Raw genomic sequence first — 17,075 nt, 5'->3', positions numbered from 1 at the left:
CCCGGAAACGATCGAGGGGCCGTTTCAGATTGCTCTGAAACGGCCCCTCGATCTGCGACTCTTTCGAGTCGGGACGACAGGATTTGAACCTGCGACCCCTTGACCCCCAGTCAAGTGCGCTACCAAGCTGCGCCACGTCCCGGTGTGTTCGGTGCGGTGTCCCGCGTGATCACAGGTAGAACTCTACCCCACCTGCGAGGGTGCTCCGTTCCCCGGTGACCACCGTCAGGTACGCGCGACAATCCACGTATGAGCACTGCACCTGGACCATACGACAGTGGCCGTGAGCGCGACCGTGACGAGGCGGGGCGGGCCCGCAACCAGCGGCCGCGCGACGGGCTCGGCCGACCGTTGCCCTACGGCACGGACGGCGTGGCCCGGCAGCCCGAGGGCGTCGTGCGCACCCCCGAGGAGTCCGTCGCCGAGGCGCAGGCCCTGCTGGACGCGGGGCGGCCCTTCCACGCGCACGAGGTCTTCGAGGACGCGTGGAAGTCGGGCCCGCCGACGGAGCGTGACCTGTGGAAGGGGCTGGCCCAGCTGGCCGTCGGACTGACCCACGCGGCCCGCGGCAACACCAAGGGCGGGGCGCGGCTGCTGCTCCGGGGGGCGGGGGCCGTCACCGGCTGGCGGGCGGGGCCGAGCGGCCAGGAGCAGCCGTACGGGCTCGACCTCACGGAGCTGGTCCGCTGGGCCGAGGCGCTGGCGGACCTGCTGGAACGCGAGAGCACGGCGGTGGACGCGGCGGCCCACGCGCCACGGCTGCGCGGGACCGCGGCCGGGTAGCCGGGGCGGTGCGGCCCCGTGCAGCCGCAGCCGGGCCGGACGCCCACCGTCACCGGGCCCGGCCTCACCCTGCACGCGGCCCCCGACGGCGCAGTGAGCCACCACCGGATAGCGGGAAACACCCCGCCCACCATCACGCGACCGGCTCGCCCCGCATGCGGCCCCCGGCAGCGGAGCGAGCCACCACCGCGTAGCCGGACACAGCCCGCCCACCACCACCGGACCGGCCTCACCCCGCACGCGGCCCCCGGCAGCAGAGTGAGGCGCCGTCGCGTAGCCGGACACACCCTGTCCACCATCACCGGACGGGCTCGCCCCGCACACAGCCCCCGACCGTGGAGTGAGCCGGCACCGAATAGCCGGGACACTCCGCCCACCACCACCGGACCGGCCTCACCCCGCACGCGCCCTCCGGCCGCGAAGTGAGCCGCCACCGGATAGCCGGGACACACCCCGCCCACCATCACCGAACCGGCTCGCCCCACACCCGGCCCCCGGCCGCAAGATAAGCCGCCACCGGATAGCCGGGACACACCCCGCCCACCATCACCGAACCGGCTCACCCGACACCCGACACCCGGCCCCCGGCCCCCCCGGCCGCGAGGTCAGCCGCCACCGGATAGCCGGGACGCCCACCATCACCGGACCGGCCCCACCCCGCATGCAGCCCCCCGGCCCCGGTGTGAGGGTGGGGCGTGTGACGATGAGCGATCAGCCGGGCGCCGCCGCGGCGCAGGCGCCGCCCGTGCTCGACCGGCGGCGCCGCAACGTCGTCTTCGTGACGATCATGCTGGGCATGCTGCTGGCCGCCCTCGACCAGACCATCGTCGGCACCGCGCTGCCGACGATCGTGTCGGACCTGGGCGGGGCGGAGCACATGTCGTGGGTGGTGACGTCGTACCTCCTCGCGGAGACCGTCGCCACCGTGCTCGTCGGGAAGTTCGGCGACCTGTTCGGGCGGAAGGTCGTCTTCCAGGTCTCGGCGGTCATCTTCATCACCGGGTCGTTCCTGTGCGGCCTGTCGACGAACATGACGCTGCTCATCGCGTGGCGGGCGATGCAGGGCATCGGCGCCGGCGGGCTGATGGTGACGTCCATGGCGCTGATCGCCGATGTCATCCCGCTCCGCGAGCGCGGCAAGTACCAGGGGGCCATCGGCGCCGTGTTCGGGGTGTCCACCGTGATCGGGCCGCTGCTCGGCGGGCTCTTCACGGACCATCTCAGCTGGCGCTGGGCGTTCTACGTGAACGTGCCGATCGCGATCGTCGTGGTGATCGCCGCCGCCCGGACCATTCCCGTCGTGAAGTCGGCCGCGCGGCCGGTCATCGACTATCTGGGCATCGCGCTCGTCGCGATCGGGGCGAGCGCGCTGATCCTGGCGACGAGCTGGGGCGGCAACCAGTACGCGTGGGGGTCGCCCACCATCATCGGTCTCTTCGTCGGCGGGCTGGTCGCGCTGGCGCTGTTCTGCGTCGTCGAGACGCGCGCCGCCGAACCGATGCTGCCGATGCGGCTCTTCGCCGACCCGGTCTTCACGGTCTGTTCGATCCTCAGTTTCATCGTGGGCTTCGCCATGCTCGGCGCGCTGACGTTCCTGCCGACCTACCTCCAGTACGTCGACGGGGACTCGGCCACCGTTTCGGGCGTGCGGACGCTGCCCATGGTGATCGGGCTGCTCATCGCGTCCGTCTTCAGCGGCAACGTCGTCAGCAAGACAGGGACGTACCGCATCTTCCCGATCGTCGGCGCGCTGGTGATGGCGCTCGGGCTCTATCTGCTCTCCCTCATGGGGAGCGCCACGAGCGCGTGGCTGGAGTCCGTGTACATGTTCGTGCTCGGCGCCGGCATCGGCCTGTGCATGCAGGTCCTGACGATCGCCGTGCAGAACACTGTGGCGTACGCGGATCTGGGCACCGCCACGTCGGGCGTGACCTTCTTCCGTACGCTGGGCAGTTCGTTCGGCACGGCGGTGTTCGGCACCATCTACGCCAACACCCTGGCGCCGAACCTGAAGGACGGGGTCGCGGCGGCCGCGCGCACCGGCGCCGCGGACCCGGCGGCGATCGCGGAGGCGGCGCAGAGTCCGCAGGGCGTGCACGCGCTGCCTGCCCGGGCGGCGGCGCCGGTCGTCGAGGCGTACGCGGACACCCTGCACACCGTCTTCCTGTGGACGGTGCCCGTGGCGCTCCTCGGGTTCCTGGTGGCGCTCTTCCTCAAGCAGGTGGAGTTGCGGGACAGCGCGCGGATGGGCGCGCCCGACATGGGCGAGGGCTTCGCGCAGCCGGCGCCCGCGGACTCGGGGCACGTGCTGGAGCGCAGCGTCGCCGGGATCGTCCGCAACGTCGGTATGAACACCGCGCGCGGCATCATCCGGGACTCCGACACCCGCTTGGACATCGCGGGCGCCTGGGCGGTCATGCAGGTCTCGCTGTTCACCCGGATGGTGGGGTACGCCAGTCTCGGCCTCATCGCCGCGCGGCGCAGAATCCCGCCCGAGGTGCTCGTGCCGGTCTTCGACCGGATGGTGGACGAGGGGTATGTGACGCGTACGGGCACGTACTTCTCGCTGACGCCCGCCGGGGAGCGCGAGGCGGAGGTGATCGGTGCGGCGTGGTCGGCCTGGCTGGGCGGGCAGATCGAGAAGGACCTCGGGCGGCCCGCGGACGAGGAGCTGACGGCGGCGGTGGACACGATCGCCAAGCGGCTTCTGGCGGAGGATTTGGAGCAGGGGCTCACCTCCGAGACGGCGGGCGCGTCGGCGGCCTCGCGGTGAAGTGTGCCTGGCGCGGCGGGAGTTGGAGTCCGCGCGGCCCGGTCGCGTCGATCACCAGCTGTTCGCAGAGCGGCGGTTTCGGGTGCTTCGGCGGACGCGGTCACCCGACGGGGTGCCTGAAGCGCTGTGCACATGTTCAGTGCGCGGCCAGGAACGGCAGGACGACGGCGGTCATCTCGTCGGGCACTTCCTCCGCGAGGTCGTGGCCCGCTTCGAAGACGTGTCCGGTGACGTCGTGGGCCATGAACCGGGCCTGCTCAGCGTTGCGTTCGCCGATGAAGGCGGAGCCGCCGAGCGCCAGGACGGGGATGTCGAGCTTCTCCTGGGCGGCCTGCCGGTTCTGCTCGGCGTCGGTGAGCATCGCCCGGTAGACGGCGAGCATGGCGCGGATGCCGCCGGGCAGGGAGTAGCAGCGCACGTACTCCTCGATGGCGTCGGGGGCGGCGGTGTCGGGGTGGCTGCGCTCGTTCTTGATCATGTAGGTGATCAGTTCGCGCTCGTGCCCGCAGATCAGCGTCTCGGGTATGTCGGGCTGGAAGTAGAAGCCCAGGTGCCACAGGTGCATGCCGGAGACGTTCTCGGGGGTGAGGGCGGTGTGGTCCTCGAAGCCGAAGCCGGGGAGGAGGGCCTCGGCGAAGACGAGGGAGGTGACGTGGTCGCGATGGCGGGCGGCGAGCTGGTAGCCGATCACCGCGCCCCAGTCCTCGCCGATCACGGCGTAGGTGTCGTGTCCGAGGCGGGCCATCAGCTCGGCGATGTCGTCGCCCATCGTCGCGGAGTCGTAGCCGGCCGCGGGCCGGGCGGAGTCGCCGAGACCGCGCAGGTCGGGTATGACGACGGTGTGGTGGGGCGCCAGCTTCGGCACCAGGTGGCGCCAGTGGTAGCCGGTCTTCGGCACGCCGTGCGGCAACACGACCGCGGGGCCGGAGCCGGCGGCCCGGTAGTGCAGGCTCGTTCCGTTGACGGCGGCACGGCCGGTGCGCAGGGGCGCTCCGTGATGGTCGTACATCATGGGCATCCGCTTTCTTGGGCGTACGTTACAGAATGACCGCAGGGGAACCGCCCGCCCGGCGGCGGTCGCGAGGATGTCAGTCCAGGGTGGTCAGCGCGACATCGATGAGGGGTTCGAGAGACCGTGCGTCCGGGGTGATCTTCGAGGAGACCAGCAGGCCGTTGAGGAAGGTGACGAGGAAGGCGGCGACCGCGTGCGGATCGCACCGCTCCGCGATCTCGCCCCGCTCCCGCGCGGCGCGCAGCACCTCGGCCAGGGCCTCCCGGCCGGCCTCCTGCATGTCGCGCACGGTGCGCCGGGTCGCCGCGTCCGAAGGCAGCCGCTCGCAGACCGCGTTGACGGCCAGGCAGCCCCGGCCGCCCTCACCGACGGCGACGCGGATGCGCTCCGTCAGCAGCGTGCGGATCGCCGCGCGGGCGTCCGCCTCCTCCTCCAGACCGCGCAGGGAGGCTGCCGCGGGGGTGGTGCGGTAGTGCTCCAGCGCGGCCCGGTACAGGCCGTCCTTGCCGCCGAACGCGGCGTACAGGCTGCCTTGCCCGATCCCCAGGTGGTGGGTCAGGTCGCGCACCGAGGTCGCCTCGTAGCCACGCGCCCAGAACAGGTCCATGGCGTCGGCAAGCAGGGGCCTGGCGCGCTACGCGGTGTACTGGGCGCGCAGTTCCCGCTTGAGGACCTTCATGCTCGGGCCGAGCGGGAGCGCGTCGGTGAACTCCACGCGGCGCGGGTACTTGTGGCGGCCGAGGTGCTGCTTCGCCCACGTGATGACCGCTTCGGGGTCCTTGGCCGCGTCGGGTGCCGGGACGACGACGGCGCAGACCTCCTCGCCGTGGACGGGGTGGGCCAGGCCGATCACGGCGACCTGGGCGACGTCGGGGTGGCGCATCAGGACCTCCTCGACCTCGCGCGGGTAGACGTTGAAGCCGCCGCGGATGATGACGTCCTTCTTGCGGTCGACGATGGTCAGGAAGCCGTCGGCGTCCTTGGTGCCCAGGTCACCGCTGCGGAACCAGCCGTCGACCAGCGCCTCGGCGGTGGCCTCGGGGCGGCCGAGGTAGCCGGAGAAGACGTTGTGGCCGCGGATCACCACCTCGCCCAGCTCGCCCGTGGGCAGGAGTTCGACGCGGTCGTCGATGTCGGCGCGGGCGATCTCGACGTCGACGCCCCACAGGGGGTGGCCGATGGTGCCCGCCCTGGTGCCGAAGTCGGGCTGGTTGACGGAGGCCGCCGGGGACGTCTCGGAGAGGCCGTACCCCTCGTACACGGGCGTCCCGAAGGCCTCCTCGAAACGTTCGAGCACGGCGACGGGCAGCGAGGCGCCGCCCGAGACGCACAGCCGCAGCTTCGGCAGCTCGGGGGCGGACGCGGCGGCGGCCACCAGGCCGACGAACATGGTGGGCACCCCGTGGAAGGTGTTCGCGCCCTCCGCCACCATCAGCTCGATGGCCCGCGCGGCGTCGAAGCGGGGCAGCAGGACGAGGGTGGCGCCCGCCCGCCAGGTGGAGTTCATGGAGACGGTCTGGCCGAAGGCGTGGAAGAGGGGCAGCGCGCCGAGCACGACGTCGTCGGGGCGGACGTCGTTGGCGTCGAAGGCGTTGACGGTCGCGTTCATCACCAGGTTGAAGTGGCTGAGCACGGCGCCCTTGGGGACGCCGGTGGTGCCGCTGGTGTAGAAGACGACGGCCGGGTCGTCGGCGTCGCGGGTGACGTACGAGACGAGGGGCTCGCTGTCGCGGGCCAGGGCCGCCAGCTCCCCCTCGGAGCCCAGTTCCAGCATGCGTACGCCGGTGGCCTCGGTGGCGGCCCGGCCCGTCGGGGCCTGCGCGGGGTGACACAGGAGCAGGCTCGCGCCGCTGTCCCGCAGGACGTGCTCGACCTCTTCGGCGGAGAGCAGGAGATGGACGGGGACGACCACGCCTCCGGCGGCCAGGATCGCGTAGTAGGCCGTCGGGAACTCCGTGGTGTTCGGTGCCATCAGGGCGACGCGGTCCCCCGGCCGCACGCCGAGCCGGGCGAGGGCGGCGCCTTGGGCGCGCGCCCGGTGCCACAACTCCGCGAAGCTGAGCCGCAGTTCACCTTCGACGAGGGCGGTGCGGTCCGGGTGGCGGCGGGCGGGTTCGGCGAGGATCGCGGCGAGGGACAGCGTTGCCATGGGGGGTGGTGCTCCGTTCCGTGCGGCGTTGCGGTGGTTCGGAATGCTGCTCGGCGGGGGCGCACCGGGCGGCGGTGCGCCCCGACGGCAGAGTCAGTCGCGCTCGACGAGGAGCGCGCTGCCCTGGCCCACGCCCACGCACATCGTGGCGAGGCCGCGTGTGGCGCCGGTGCGGCGCATGCGGTGCAGCAGCGTGGTGAGGATGCGGGCGCCCGAGCAGCCGAGGGGGTGGCCGAGCGCGATGGCGCCGCCGGAGGGGTTGACCAGCTCCGGGTCGAAGCCGAGGGCGTCGACGCAGGCGAGGGCCTGGGCGGCGAACGCCTCGTTGAACTCCGCCTCCTGGACGTCGGCGACGCTCCAGCCGAGGCGGTCGAGCGCCTTGCGGGTGGCGGGGACGGGCCCGAGGCCCATGACGTCCGGGTGCACACCCGCCGAGGCACCGGCGGCGTACCGTCCGAGGGACTCCAGGCCCAGGTCGTCGAGGGCCTCTTCGCTGACGAGCAGCAGCCCGGCGGCGCCGTCGTTCATCGGCGACGCGTTGCCCGCGGTGACGGAACCACCCTTGCGGAAGACCGGCTTCAGGCCGCTGAGCTTCTCGTACGAGGTGTCCTCGCGCACGCATTCGTCCGTGTCGACGAGCACGCCGTCGGGGCGGGTGACGGGGAGCAGTTCGTCGTCGAAGTGGCCGTTCTTGCGGGCGGCCGCGGCGCGCTGGTGGCTGCGGAGCGCGAAGGTGTCCTGGCGCTCGCGCGAGACGCCGTGGCGTTCGGCGACCTCCTCGGCGGTCTCGCCCATCGCGAGGACGCCATGCAGGTCCTTCATCCGCGGGTTGGTCAGCCGCCAGCCGAGGCGGGTGTCGGCGGTCTCCATGCGGTGCGGCAGCGCCTCGTCCGGGCGGGGCAGGACGAAGGGCGCGCGGCTCATCGACTCGGAACCACCCGCGAGGACGATGTCGGCCTCCCCCGCGGCGATGGTGCGCGCGGCGGTGGTGACGGCTTCGAGTCCCGAGGCGCAGAGCCGGTTGACGGTCGCGCCGGGCACCGTCTCCGGGAGGCCCGCGAGGAGGGCGGCCATGCGGGCGACGTTGCGGTTGTCCTCGCCCGCCTGGTTGGCGGCACCCCAGTAGATGTCGTCGATCCGCGCGGGGTCCAGTTGCGGGAGGTCGGCGAGGAGTCCGCGTACGACACCCGCGGCGAGGTCGTCGGGGCGGACGGTGGAGAGGGCGCCGCGGAGCTTGCCGATGGGGGTGCGGCGGGCGGCGGCGAAGTGGACGGTGCGCACGATACGGCTCCGGATCGTTGTGCGGGTCTCGCTGCGTGGGTCGCGGTGACGCCTGCAGGTAAATTAGCGCTGCTAGTTTTGGAGTCTATGCGGGAGGTGGGGGCTGTGGGAAGGGGCTCCGCCGCCGGGGCCCCGCGCCCCCGCCTCCTCCTACTGGCCGCGCCCCAGTTCCGCGAGGCGGGCGAGGGCGGGCAGCGCGTCCGACAGGGCACGACGCTCCTGCGGGGTCAGCTGCTCGACGAGCGGACGCAGGTGGCGTGAGCGGTCGGCGCGGCGGGAGCGGATGATCTCACGGCCCGCGTCGGTGATGTGGACCAGGACGGCGCGGCCGTCGGTCGGGTCGGGACGCCGCTCCAGCAGGCCGTCGCGCTCCAGACGCGTCACCAGCTGGGTGATGCCGGGCTGACTGACCTGCTCGGTCTTCGTCAGCTCGGTCAGCCGCCGCGGACTGCCGCCGAACGCGAGGGTGTCGAGCACCGAGAGGGTGGTGAACGGCAGCTTCTCGAGGACGGGGAGGCGGATGTAGAAGCGGTTGAAGTTCTCGATCGCCGCGGTGAAGGCCTCGACATCGAGAACGGCGCCGAGGTCACCGTGCGGATCGGCGGGGGCCGGGCCGTGGGCCTTCGCGCCGCTGGGGTCGCCGGGATCGCTGAGGTCGCTGGCGGCGCCTCGCAGGGCGGTGTGCAGTTCGTCGTTCGACATGTGGTCCACTCCAAGGATGCGTTGCCCGCTTATTTAAGCTTCTTATGTTGCCCCGGGGGGCGAGGGCGGCCTGTGGCGTGCGACATCTGTTCACGGTGGGTGAGGGCCCTTAAGCTGAGCGGCCTTCGCGTCATGGAGGGTCCCGTGAGCGGTCTCCGTACGGTCATCATCTGCCTTGTGGTCGCGTGCGCGGCGGTGCTGTCGCCGACCGCGATGGTGCCGCCCGCCGCGGCCGTGACGCCGGGCTGGTCGACGCTGCCCGTTCCGGCCGCGGCCCCTCCGGTCACCGTGTCCGACGTGGCCGCGCGCGGACCGGGTGAGGCGTGGGCGACGGGGTACGAGCACGCCGCCGATGGCCTGCGGCCGATGCTGTACCGCTGGGACGGCGGGGCGTGGAGCCGGGACACGTCCTTCCCCGGCGCCCAGGAGCCGGGCTGGCTGGGCGAGGTGCGGTTCGTCGGCGAGGAGGTGTGGATCTTCCGCCACCGTGCGGGGGCCGGGGAGATCCTGCGCCGGTCGGGGGGCCAGTGGAGTTCCGTCCCGTTGCCGCAGACCCTGTGGACGTACCAGGACTTCACCGCGGTGCCGGGCGCCGCCTGGGTGGTCGGGGAGGACGACAGCGGGCTGAAGGTGCTGCACTACGACGGCTCCCGCTGGACCACGCAGTCCGCCCCGGAGGGCGTGCACTTCCTGATGGGGATCACCGCGCGTACCGCCACCGAAGCCTGGGCCTGGGGAGACACCAGTACCGGGACCGCCGTCCTGCGGTGGGACGGCACCGCCTGGCGGGACGCGAAGGTGCCGCTGCCGTCGAACAGCAACGTCCAGACGCTGCTTGCCGAACCGTCGGGCCGGGTCACGATCGGCGGCAGCCAGTACACCGAGGGCATGACCCGCGCCTACCTGATGACGTGGAACGGACGTACCTGGCGCACCACTTACCCGCCGCTGGGTGACGCCTCCACCGAGGCCATGGTGCGCGGCCCGGACGGCGCGCTGTGGCTGCCGGTGCGCAGTGACCGCGCGTTCCAGTCGAAGTACGCCCGGGTGAACGGTGCCCGCACCACGTTCTCGTACGGGCCGGAGCGCCCGGGCGCGATCGACGTGAGACCGCGTGCGCTGGCGAGGGCCGGGTCCGCACTGCTGTCCTTCGGCACCGTCGAGATCTACGGCTCGAAACCGAACCTGATGAGCGAACGACGACTGGGAGGCTGACCCATGGCACGCAGCCCCATGGCACAGAGACCCATGGCACGCAGACTCGTCGCCGCGGCCCTCGCCGTCGCCCTGACCCTCCTCACCGCCATGACGTCGGCCGCGGCGGAGGCCGGGTCCGCGTCCTGGCAGCACGTTCCGGTTCCGGCGCAGGTGCGCCCCCAGGCGGGGCTGAACGACGCCGTGGCGTTCGGGCCGGACCGGGCGTGGGCCGTGGGCACCGACGCCGTCGGACGCGAGGCGCCGGGCTTCCCGCTGATGCTGCGCTGGGACGGAACCGCGTGGCAGCGCCAGGGCCTGCCCGGCGCCGGCCGGCAGGGAGAGCTGCTCTCCGTCGCCGCGACCTCACCGAGCGCGGCCTGGGCGGTCGGCCGCGACTCCACGGGCGGCGCGCGCCTGCTCCGCCTCGACGGCGACGCCTGGCACGAGGCACGGCCGCCGGGCGGGGTCGCGCTGACCAAGGTCGTCACCGGGGGCGGCGAGACCTGGTTGATCGGCTCGCGGGACGGCGCGCAGGTGCTGCTGCGCCGGGACGAGCGGGGCTGGCGGGACATGCCGGCGCCGCCGGGCGCGGTGTACGGCCTGCACATCAAGGCGGCCGACGACGTCTGGGCCGCGGGCGAGACCCACTCGGGCGCGGCCGTGTCGCATTGGGACGGGCAGACGTGGGAGCAGACGATCGTGTCCGGGTTCCCCCGGTCGGCGGTGGGCAGTGTGCTCGCGGTGTCGAAGACGGAGGTGTGGGCGGGTGGCACGGCCGGCTTTGTCGGCGGCCCGGTGGGCAAACCGATTCCACCCCTGCTGGTCCGCTGGGACGGGCAGACCTGGAGCCGCGTGACGGTGCCCACCGACTTCGGCGGGATCACCTCCCTGACGCCCCGCGCGTCCGGCGAGCTGGCCTGGGTCGCGGTGTCCCGCTCACAGAAACGCGACGTACCGGGCAGTTATCCGCCGATCGCGCCCGGGCCGGACTTCCTTTCCTGGGACGGGAGTTCCTTCACCGGCCACAGCGAACCCGCGGTGGCCGGTGAGGGCGAGTCCTCGGCGCTGCGGCTGGCGCCGGTGCCGGGCACGGGGACGGTGTGGTCGGTCGGCCGCGCGGAAGGCCCCGAGGGCACTTTCGCGCCGCGCATCCTGCGGTTCGGCTGAGACGGCCCCCGCCTCAGCTCCCCTCGCCGGGCGGTGTCCCGCAGCTCGGGCCACCCGGCCCGTCGAACTGCACGGAGCTGAAGAAGTCCTGGTACGTGGGGAAGAAGTTGCCCTTGCCCGTCGGGCCGGAGGAGGTCACGGCCGTACAGCCGGAGTAGTGGGCGTCGGACCAGAGGTAGATGGTGGAGGCCGTGCGGTTCCAGTCCGACTTGGCCCGGTCGTCCATGCCGAGCGCCGCGAGATCCGGGGTGTTCCCCCTGAGTTCGATCATGTCGCCGGTTCCGTCCAGGCCCGAGAACATGCAGTAGTAGCCCTGGGGGCATCGGTCGTACCCGTCGGCCGCGCGTGCCGTGGAGACCGGCAGCGCGGCGGCGGCCACGGCGGTCACCGCCACGAGCAGTGCGGAGAACTTCTGCCTCATTGACGCTCCTTCGCTCCTCGGCTGACATGCCGTGAACATCTGCGGATTCCCGGCACAGCCTGCCGAGCCGCTCGTCGTGCCGCGATCCCTCGAAGGAGGGAGCGTGCGGCAGTGAGCGGGGCGCGCGGAGGGCGCGGGACGGGCGCGCTACCCGCTCGCGGTGCCGAGAGCGACGCGCACGGCACCGCCGCGCGCGTCGACCCGGCAGGCCCAGTCCCCGGGAACGCGCAGCGGCCGGTTCGGGATCGCCTGCCGTCGGTGCCGCGCCCGGTACAGGGTCCTGCCGTCCTGGGTGACCACCAGCGTCGGACGCGCGAGAAACTCCGTCGTGCGCAGCGTGAACCCGTCGGCCCCGTCACCCGGTTCGTCCGGGGTCAGCCGGTTGGGGGCGATCCAGGCCAGCGGCGCGGTGACCCGCAGCGGGACCGACGCCGAGGGCCAGTCGCCGTCGGAGAGGTAGCGCCGCACCGCCGCGGAGGCGGCCGCGCCCTCCCAGGCCACCACACGTGCCGGTTCCGCGGCGTGCAGGACGTTGCCGACCGCGAAGACGCCGCGCTCGGCGGTGCGGAAGGCGCTGTCGACGGCCGGGCCGCGGGTTCCCGGGTCGAGCGGCAGGCCGCCGTGCCGGGCCAGTTCGTGGTCGGGCACGAAGTCGCCGGTGAAGACCACCGTGTCGCAGGCGATGTGCGCCGCCCTGCCGTCACGGTGCCGCAGCCGGACGCCCGACAGCCGGCCGTGCCCGAGGAGTTCGGTGACGGTGGCGTCCGTGAGCAGGGGGACACCGCGCAGCAGCCGGGCCCCGGCCGCGCGGCCCCGCGGTGCCTGGTGGTGGGGGTACTCCGTGACCAGCGCCGCGACCTCGACCCCGGCGCGCCGCAGCGTCTCCAGGGCGGTGAAGCTCACCGACTCCGCGCCGACGACGACGGCCCGGGTGCCGATCCGCTGCCGGTGGCCGTGCACCGCCCGCTGCACCTCGCCCGTGGTGAAGACGCCCGCGGGCCGCGTGCCGGGCACCAGGCGTGCGGCGCGCGGTCGTTCGCGGGCACCCGTGGCGAGGACGACGGCGCGGGCGGTGACCCGCTCCAGGCCGCGCGGGCTCGTGGTGTCCAGGGTGAGCGCGCCCGACCAGCCGGTGACGGTGACGCCGGTCCGCAGCACGGCCCCGGCGCCGACGGCCGCCGCCACGCAGCGCTCCGCGTACTGCGGCCCGGTCAGCCCGAGGCGGCCGAAGCCGCCGTGCGCGCAGTGCCGTGCGGCGCCGCCCGCCTGCTGGTCCCGGTCGACCACCTCGACCTCGCCCGCGCCCCCCGCCGCCAGCCCCGCGGCGGCGGCGAGGCCCGCCGGTCCCGCGCCCACGACCAGTACGTCGACCATGCGCTCACGTCTCATCCGGACACCGACTCCCCGCTCTGTTCGGACCGCTCACCGTGGTCGACCGCGCTTTGTGCGAAGAGCTCCCGTATTGCGGGCCCGCAGTGGAAGCCCTGGCAGCGTCCGCCGCCCGCCCGGGTGCGGCGCCGCAGCCCGTCCGGTGAGCCGGGCGGGACGGTTCCCGCGAGCGCGTCGCGGATCTCGCCGCGCGTCACCCGCTCGCAGTGGCAGACCACGGTGCCGTACGCGGGGTCGGCGGCGATGAGGTCCGCGCGCTGGTACGGCCTCGGGAAGGCCTCACCGAGGTTGGGCATGCGCACGGGCGGCAGCGCACCGGGTTCGGCGAGGTCGAGGCCCGTGGTGCCGAGGAGTTCGGTGACGTGGGCGGCGATGGCCAGGGACGCGGTGAGCCCGGTCGAGCGGATGCCGCCGACCGTGACGTACCGCTGTTCCTTGTGGGCGCGGACGCGGTAGTCGTCGTGCTCGGTGGCGGCGCGCAGTCCGGCGTAGACCGCGGTGACCTCCTCGTCGAGCAGTTCGGGCAGGATGCGCCGGCCCTTCTCGCGCAGCACGGCGATGCCCTCGGCGCTCGAAGCGGTGGCCGTCTTGTCGTGCGTCTCCTCGGCGGTGGGGCCGAGGAGGATGTTGCCGTACACGGTGGGGGCGACCAGGACTCCCTTGCCGAGTGCGGTGGGCACGGGCAGCAGGATGTGGGTGAGCAGGCCGCGGGCGAACTTGTCGAAGACGATGAGCTGGCCGCGGCGCGGGGTGACGGTGAAGTCGTCGTGGCCGAGCAGGCAGTCGACGGTGTCGGCGTGCAGGCCCGCCGCGTTGACGAGGTACCGGGTGCGCACGACGCCCCGGTCCGTCGTCAGCTCATGCCGCCCCTCGGTCTGTTCGACCTGTCGCACCCGGCAGTTGAGGTGCAGGTCGACGCCCGCGCGGACCGTCTGTGTGGCGTACGCGAGGGTCGTCGTCCAGGGGCAGACGATGCTCTCCCCCGGCACGTCGAGGGCGCCGCGTGCGCCGGGGCCGAGGTGCGGCTCGCGGGACCTGACCTCTTCGGGGCCGATGATCCGCGCCTGGTCGTAGCCGTTGGCGGCGGCCTTGGCCAACAGGGCCGGAAGTGCGGCTAGTTGCTCCTCGTCCCAGGCGATGAGGAGCGCGCCGACCGGTTCCACGGGGATGCCGGACTCGGCGGCGTACGCGGTGAGGAGCTGTCGGCCCTCGCGGACGAGGCGGGACTCCAAGGAGCCGGGCACGGCGTCGAAACCGGTGTGCAGGATCGCCGTGTTGGCCTTGGACGTGCCCTCTCCGACGTCGTTCGAGGCCTCCACCACGGCGACGCGCAAGCCCGGTCTGCGGGCCAGCTCGCGCGCGATGGCCGTGCCCACGACTCCGGCGCCGACCACGGTGACGTCGTACGTCGTGTCCGGCGTCGCCCCGCGCCTCGTGACCCGCCCGGCCCTCTCGGCGGCGCTCTCGACGACGTCCATGTGGGCGCTCATGAAGGCGTACGTTCCAGGAGAGCCGTCACGGCCGACCGGAAGCCGGCGAGGCGCTCGGCCGCCTCGTCCGCGCCGATCCGCGGTTCGTAGACGGCGGCGGGCCGCCACGCGGGGATCGCGTCGGTGAGCGCGAGGCCGGGATCGAGGCCGACGCGGGCGACGGCCGCGGCGCCGAGCGCGGTGGCGTCCGGCAACGCGGAGACCTCGACCGGCAGTTGGAGCAGGTCGGCCTGGGTCTGCATGAGCAGCGCCGAACGCGTCAGGCCACCGTCGACGCGCAAGCTCGTCAGGGGCTCGCCCAGGTCGGCCGCGACCGCGTCGGCGAGGGAGGTGACCTGCGCGGCGATGCCCTCGCACAGGGCGCGGACCAGGTGCCCGGCGGTGGTGTCGAGGCCGAGCCCGGTCAGCGAGCCGCGCAGGTCGCCGCGCCACCAGGGCGCCGCGAGTCCGGCCAGCGCGGGGACGAAGGTGACACCGCCCGCGTCCGGGACGGCGGAGCCGACGGGGTCGATGTCCTCGGCGCCGCCGATCACGCCGAGGTCGGTGAGCCAGCGGACGGCGGAGGCGACGGTGTAGACCTGCCCGTCGAGGCAGTAGCTGCTCTTCCCGTCGAGTCGCCAGGCGACGCAACTGACCAGCCCCGAGTCGCCGCGGCGGGGCCGGGCGCCGGTCTGGGCGAGCAGGAACGCCCCGGTTCCGTAGGTGCACTTGGCGCTGCCGGGCTCCGTGACGTCCTGGGCGAGCAGCGCGGCCTGCTGGTCGACGAGGAGCCCGGTGAGCGGGATCTCGGAGCCGAACGCGGTGGTGGTGCCGACGGGGCCCGCGGCGTCGACGACGGCGGGCAGGCGCTCCTCGGCGAGTCCGTAGAGGTCCAGGGCGCGCCGTGACCACGTGACGTCGTCGAGGTCGAGGAGCTGGGTGCGGCCCGCCGTCGCGGCGTCGGTGACGAAGGCGCCGGTGAGGCGGTGGACGAGCCAGGCGTCGCTGGTCGTGACCACGCCCTGCCGGGTGAGGTGGCGGCGTATCCACGCCATCTTGGGAGCGGCGAAGTACGGGTCGAGCGGAAGGCCGGTGAGCTGCTTCAACTCCTGTGCGTGCGGCGCCAGTTCGTCACAGACCGTGGTGGCTCGGCGGTCCTGCCAGACGAGGGCCCGGGTGAGCGGTTCCCCCGAGTGCGGGTCCCAGGCCAGGACCGTCTCGCCCTGGTTGGCGAGGCCGACGGCGGCCACCGGCTCCCCCGCGTCGGCCAGCGCCTGCCGGCCCGCGTCGAGGACGGAGGAGAGCAGCTCGGCGGGGTCGGCCTCCACCAGGCCACCGGGAAGGTAGCGGGGTCGCACGGCTGCCGCGCCCGAGCCGATCACGCCGCGCTCCGGGCAGACCACGAGGGCCTTCGTCCCGGAGGTGCCCTGGTCGACGGCGAGCACGGGGTGCCGCGCCGTGGGCCGCTCATAGCTGATCACCGCGGAAGACTGCTACAGGGGGACGGAGGGCGTCAAGGGAAGGGGACGGCAACGGTCGGCGACTGGACTGCAATGGGCCACCAAGTGGACGCTCTGCGCGCCGTGTTGACAAAAGCCGGTCACAAAAGATCCAAGAAGTGCCCTGGAACCGGAAGCCCCGGATCTACACTGACCGCCGAACGACGTCCACAACGCCCTTTGCCAAGCCGCCAGTTGCCCGCCCAGCCGCCTTCCTTCCCTCCCGACAGAGGACCCATGCCCAAGCCGTCAGGCCGCCCCGTGTACCACCCGGCGGGCCACGACGAACCGCTGCGCGCGGTGCTCCAGGACCTCAAGGCGGGTCGCTGGGTCTCCACGCGGAATCTGCTGACCGAGACGCCCGACTGGGGACTGTGGACGCAACGTACGCAGATCCTGGCGGCGGCCGTCGCCGGCTCCGACGTGGTGCACACCTGGCGCGCCGAGGAGCCGTACAGCACCTCCGCGGCCGTCCTGCACACCCGGGTCCTCGTGGAACGGGCCCTGCGCGCGCACCGGGCGGGGCACCGGCGGACCAACGACCTGTGGCGCGACGCCGTCGCCGCGTGCGCCGCCGCGTCGTCCCTGTCGCCGGAGGACCCGGTGCCGTGGATCTGCCTGCTCGCCCTGGCCCAGCTGGACGAGGGCCAGCGGTGGGACGAGCACCGGGTGGCGCCTCCCGAGCCGATGCTCTTCCCCGGCCCCTGGCAGCTGCTGGCCGAGGCCGACAAGCGGGACCCGGGCAACCGCGAGGCGTACCACCGGATGCTCCAGTTCGTGTACGGGCGCCGCTCCGGCGGGCCGCTCACCGAGGCGTATAACTTCGTGCAGTGGGCGGTGACCTCCGCGCCCGCCGGTTCGGCGCTGCACCTGCTGCCGTTGTACGTGCACGTCGAGCGTTACCGCAGGGAAGCGGGCAACGAACGCGCGCTGGACCTGCACTGGATCTCGGAGGACGCGACGCGGGGTGCGCTGCGCGCCCTCCAGCTGTGGTTCGACCACGCCCTGCCCACGGCGACCTCGCTCCTGGACCTCAACCACTTGGCGCACGCCCTGTGGGGCGCGCACCAATTCCACGACGCGTCACGGGTGTTCGAGGTCCTCGACCCCTTCTACACGGTCGTGCCGTGGACGTACCGCACCCACTCCCCCGGTGACGCGGACGCGGCGGCCGAACTCTTCGCCCAGGCCCGCTCCCGCTGCTTCGCCGCCTCCCGCGACACGCGCTAGGCG

The 17,075-nt window shown here is 73.3% G+C and carries 14 protein-coding genes and 1 tRNA gene; 5 read left to right on the top strand and 10 right to left on the bottom strand.

Translation table 11 applies throughout. The features are described from left to right. Positions 1–68 precede the first annotated feature (68 nt). Positions 69–142, bottom strand: a tRNA-Pro gene (locus tag J2N69_RS33225). 107 nt (positions 143–249) lie between these two features. Between J2N69_RS33225 and J2N69_RS33220 the strand changes: the two genes are divergently transcribed. Both J2N69_RS33220 and J2N69_RS33215 read left to right on the top strand, forming a co-directional pair. Next, complete coding sequence (locus tag J2N69_RS33220) at positions 250–783, top strand: DUF309 domain-containing protein (RefSeq protein ID WP_230904020.1); 534 nt, start codon at positions 250–252, stop codon at positions 781–783. Positions 784–1,486: 703 nt separating this feature from the next. After that, on the top strand, positions 1,487–3,556 hold the full coding sequence (locus tag J2N69_RS33215; protein WP_230904019.1) for an MDR family MFS transporter: 2,070 nt from the start codon (positions 1,487–1,489) through the stop codon (positions 3,554–3,556). Between the two features lie 136 nt (positions 3,557–3,692). Here J2N69_RS33215 and J2N69_RS33210 read toward each other — a convergent pair whose 3' ends face one another. The 5 genes from J2N69_RS33210 to J2N69_RS33190 form a co-directional block, all read right to left on the bottom strand. Then, entirely contained in the window at positions 3,693–4,568 is an 876-nt protein-coding gene (locus J2N69_RS33210; protein ID WP_230904018.1) for an alpha/beta fold hydrolase, read from the bottom strand. Positions 4,569–4,644: 76 nt separating this feature from the next. Next, entirely contained in the window at positions 4,645–5,190 is a 546-nt protein-coding gene (locus tag J2N69_RS33205; protein ID WP_269075684.1) for a TetR/AcrR family transcriptional regulator, read from the bottom strand. A 12-nt stretch (positions 5,191–5,202) separates the two neighbouring features. After that, positions 5,203–6,717, bottom strand: coding sequence for a long-chain-fatty-acid--CoA ligase (locus tag J2N69_RS33200; RefSeq protein WP_230904016.1), 1,515 nt, complete (start codon positions 6,715–6,717; stop codon positions 5,203–5,205). Positions 6,718–6,810: 93 nt separating this feature from the next. Further along, positions 6,811–7,998: a thiolase family protein gene (locus J2N69_RS33195; RefSeq protein WP_230904015.1), complete on the bottom strand. Its 1,188-nt coding sequence runs from the start codon at positions 7,996–7,998 to the stop codon at positions 6,811–6,813. Between the two features lie 150 nt (positions 7,999–8,148). Further along, entirely contained in the window at positions 8,149–8,700 is a 552-nt protein-coding gene (locus J2N69_RS33190) for a MarR family winged helix-turn-helix transcriptional regulator (RefSeq protein WP_230904014.1), read from the bottom strand. Positions 8,701–8,844: 144 nt separating this feature from the next. On the opposite strand from J2N69_RS33190, the gene J2N69_RS33185 reads away from it, so the two are divergent. Continuing rightward, complete coding sequence (locus tag J2N69_RS33185; protein WP_230904013.1) at positions 8,845–9,915, top strand: hypothetical protein; 1,071 nt, start codon at positions 8,845–8,847, stop codon at positions 9,913–9,915. Positions 9,916–9,948: 33 nt separating this feature from the next. After that, positions 9,949–11,064, top strand: a complete 1,116-nt coding sequence (locus J2N69_RS33180) for a hypothetical protein (protein ID WP_230904012.1) — start codon at positions 9,949–9,951, stop codon at positions 11,062–11,064. 13 nt (positions 11,065–11,077) lie between these two features. On the opposite strand, the gene J2N69_RS33175 is transcribed toward J2N69_RS33180, so the two are convergent. From J2N69_RS33175 to J2N69_RS33160, 4 genes are all read right to left on the bottom strand, one after another. Continuing rightward, complete coding sequence (locus tag J2N69_RS33175) at positions 11,078–11,485, bottom strand: peptidase inhibitor family I36 protein (RefSeq protein ID WP_230904011.1); 408 nt, start codon at positions 11,483–11,485, stop codon at positions 11,078–11,080. Between the two features lie 147 nt (positions 11,486–11,632). After that, on the bottom strand, positions 11,633–12,874 hold the full coding sequence (locus J2N69_RS33170) for an NAD(P)/FAD-dependent oxidoreductase (protein WP_230904010.1): 1,242 nt from the start codon (positions 12,872–12,874) through the stop codon (positions 11,633–11,635). After that, entirely contained in the window at positions 12,871–14,364 is a 1,494-nt protein-coding gene (locus J2N69_RS33165) for an FAD-dependent oxidoreductase (RefSeq protein ID WP_230904009.1), read from the bottom strand. Before J2N69_RS33165 ends, J2N69_RS33170 begins: the two co-directional genes overlap by 4 nt. Next, positions 14,361–15,824, bottom strand: coding sequence for an FGGY family carbohydrate kinase (locus J2N69_RS33160; RefSeq protein WP_230904008.1), 1,464 nt, complete (start codon positions 15,822–15,824; stop codon positions 14,361–14,363). The genes J2N69_RS33165 and J2N69_RS33160 overlap by 4 nt, the downstream gene beginning before the upstream one ends. Positions 15,825–16,079: 255 nt before the next feature. Here J2N69_RS33160 and J2N69_RS33155 point away from each other — a divergent pair, with 255 nt between their 5' ends. Further along, on the top strand, positions 16,080–17,072 hold the full coding sequence (locus J2N69_RS33155; RefSeq protein ID WP_230904007.1) for a hypothetical protein: 993 nt from the start codon (positions 16,080–16,082) through the stop codon (positions 17,070–17,072). Positions 17,073–17,075: the final 3 nt, after the last annotated feature.

Origin of the sequence: Streptomyces huasconensis, assembly GCF_021028635.1 — a bacterium.
GTDB classification, from domain to species: Bacteria; Actinomycetota; Actinomycetes; order Streptomycetales; family Streptomycetaceae; genus Streptomyces; species Streptomyces huasconensis.
The sequence above is the reverse complement of the archived record's forward strand: the minus strand, read 5'-3'. Positions and strand labels throughout refer to the sequence as shown.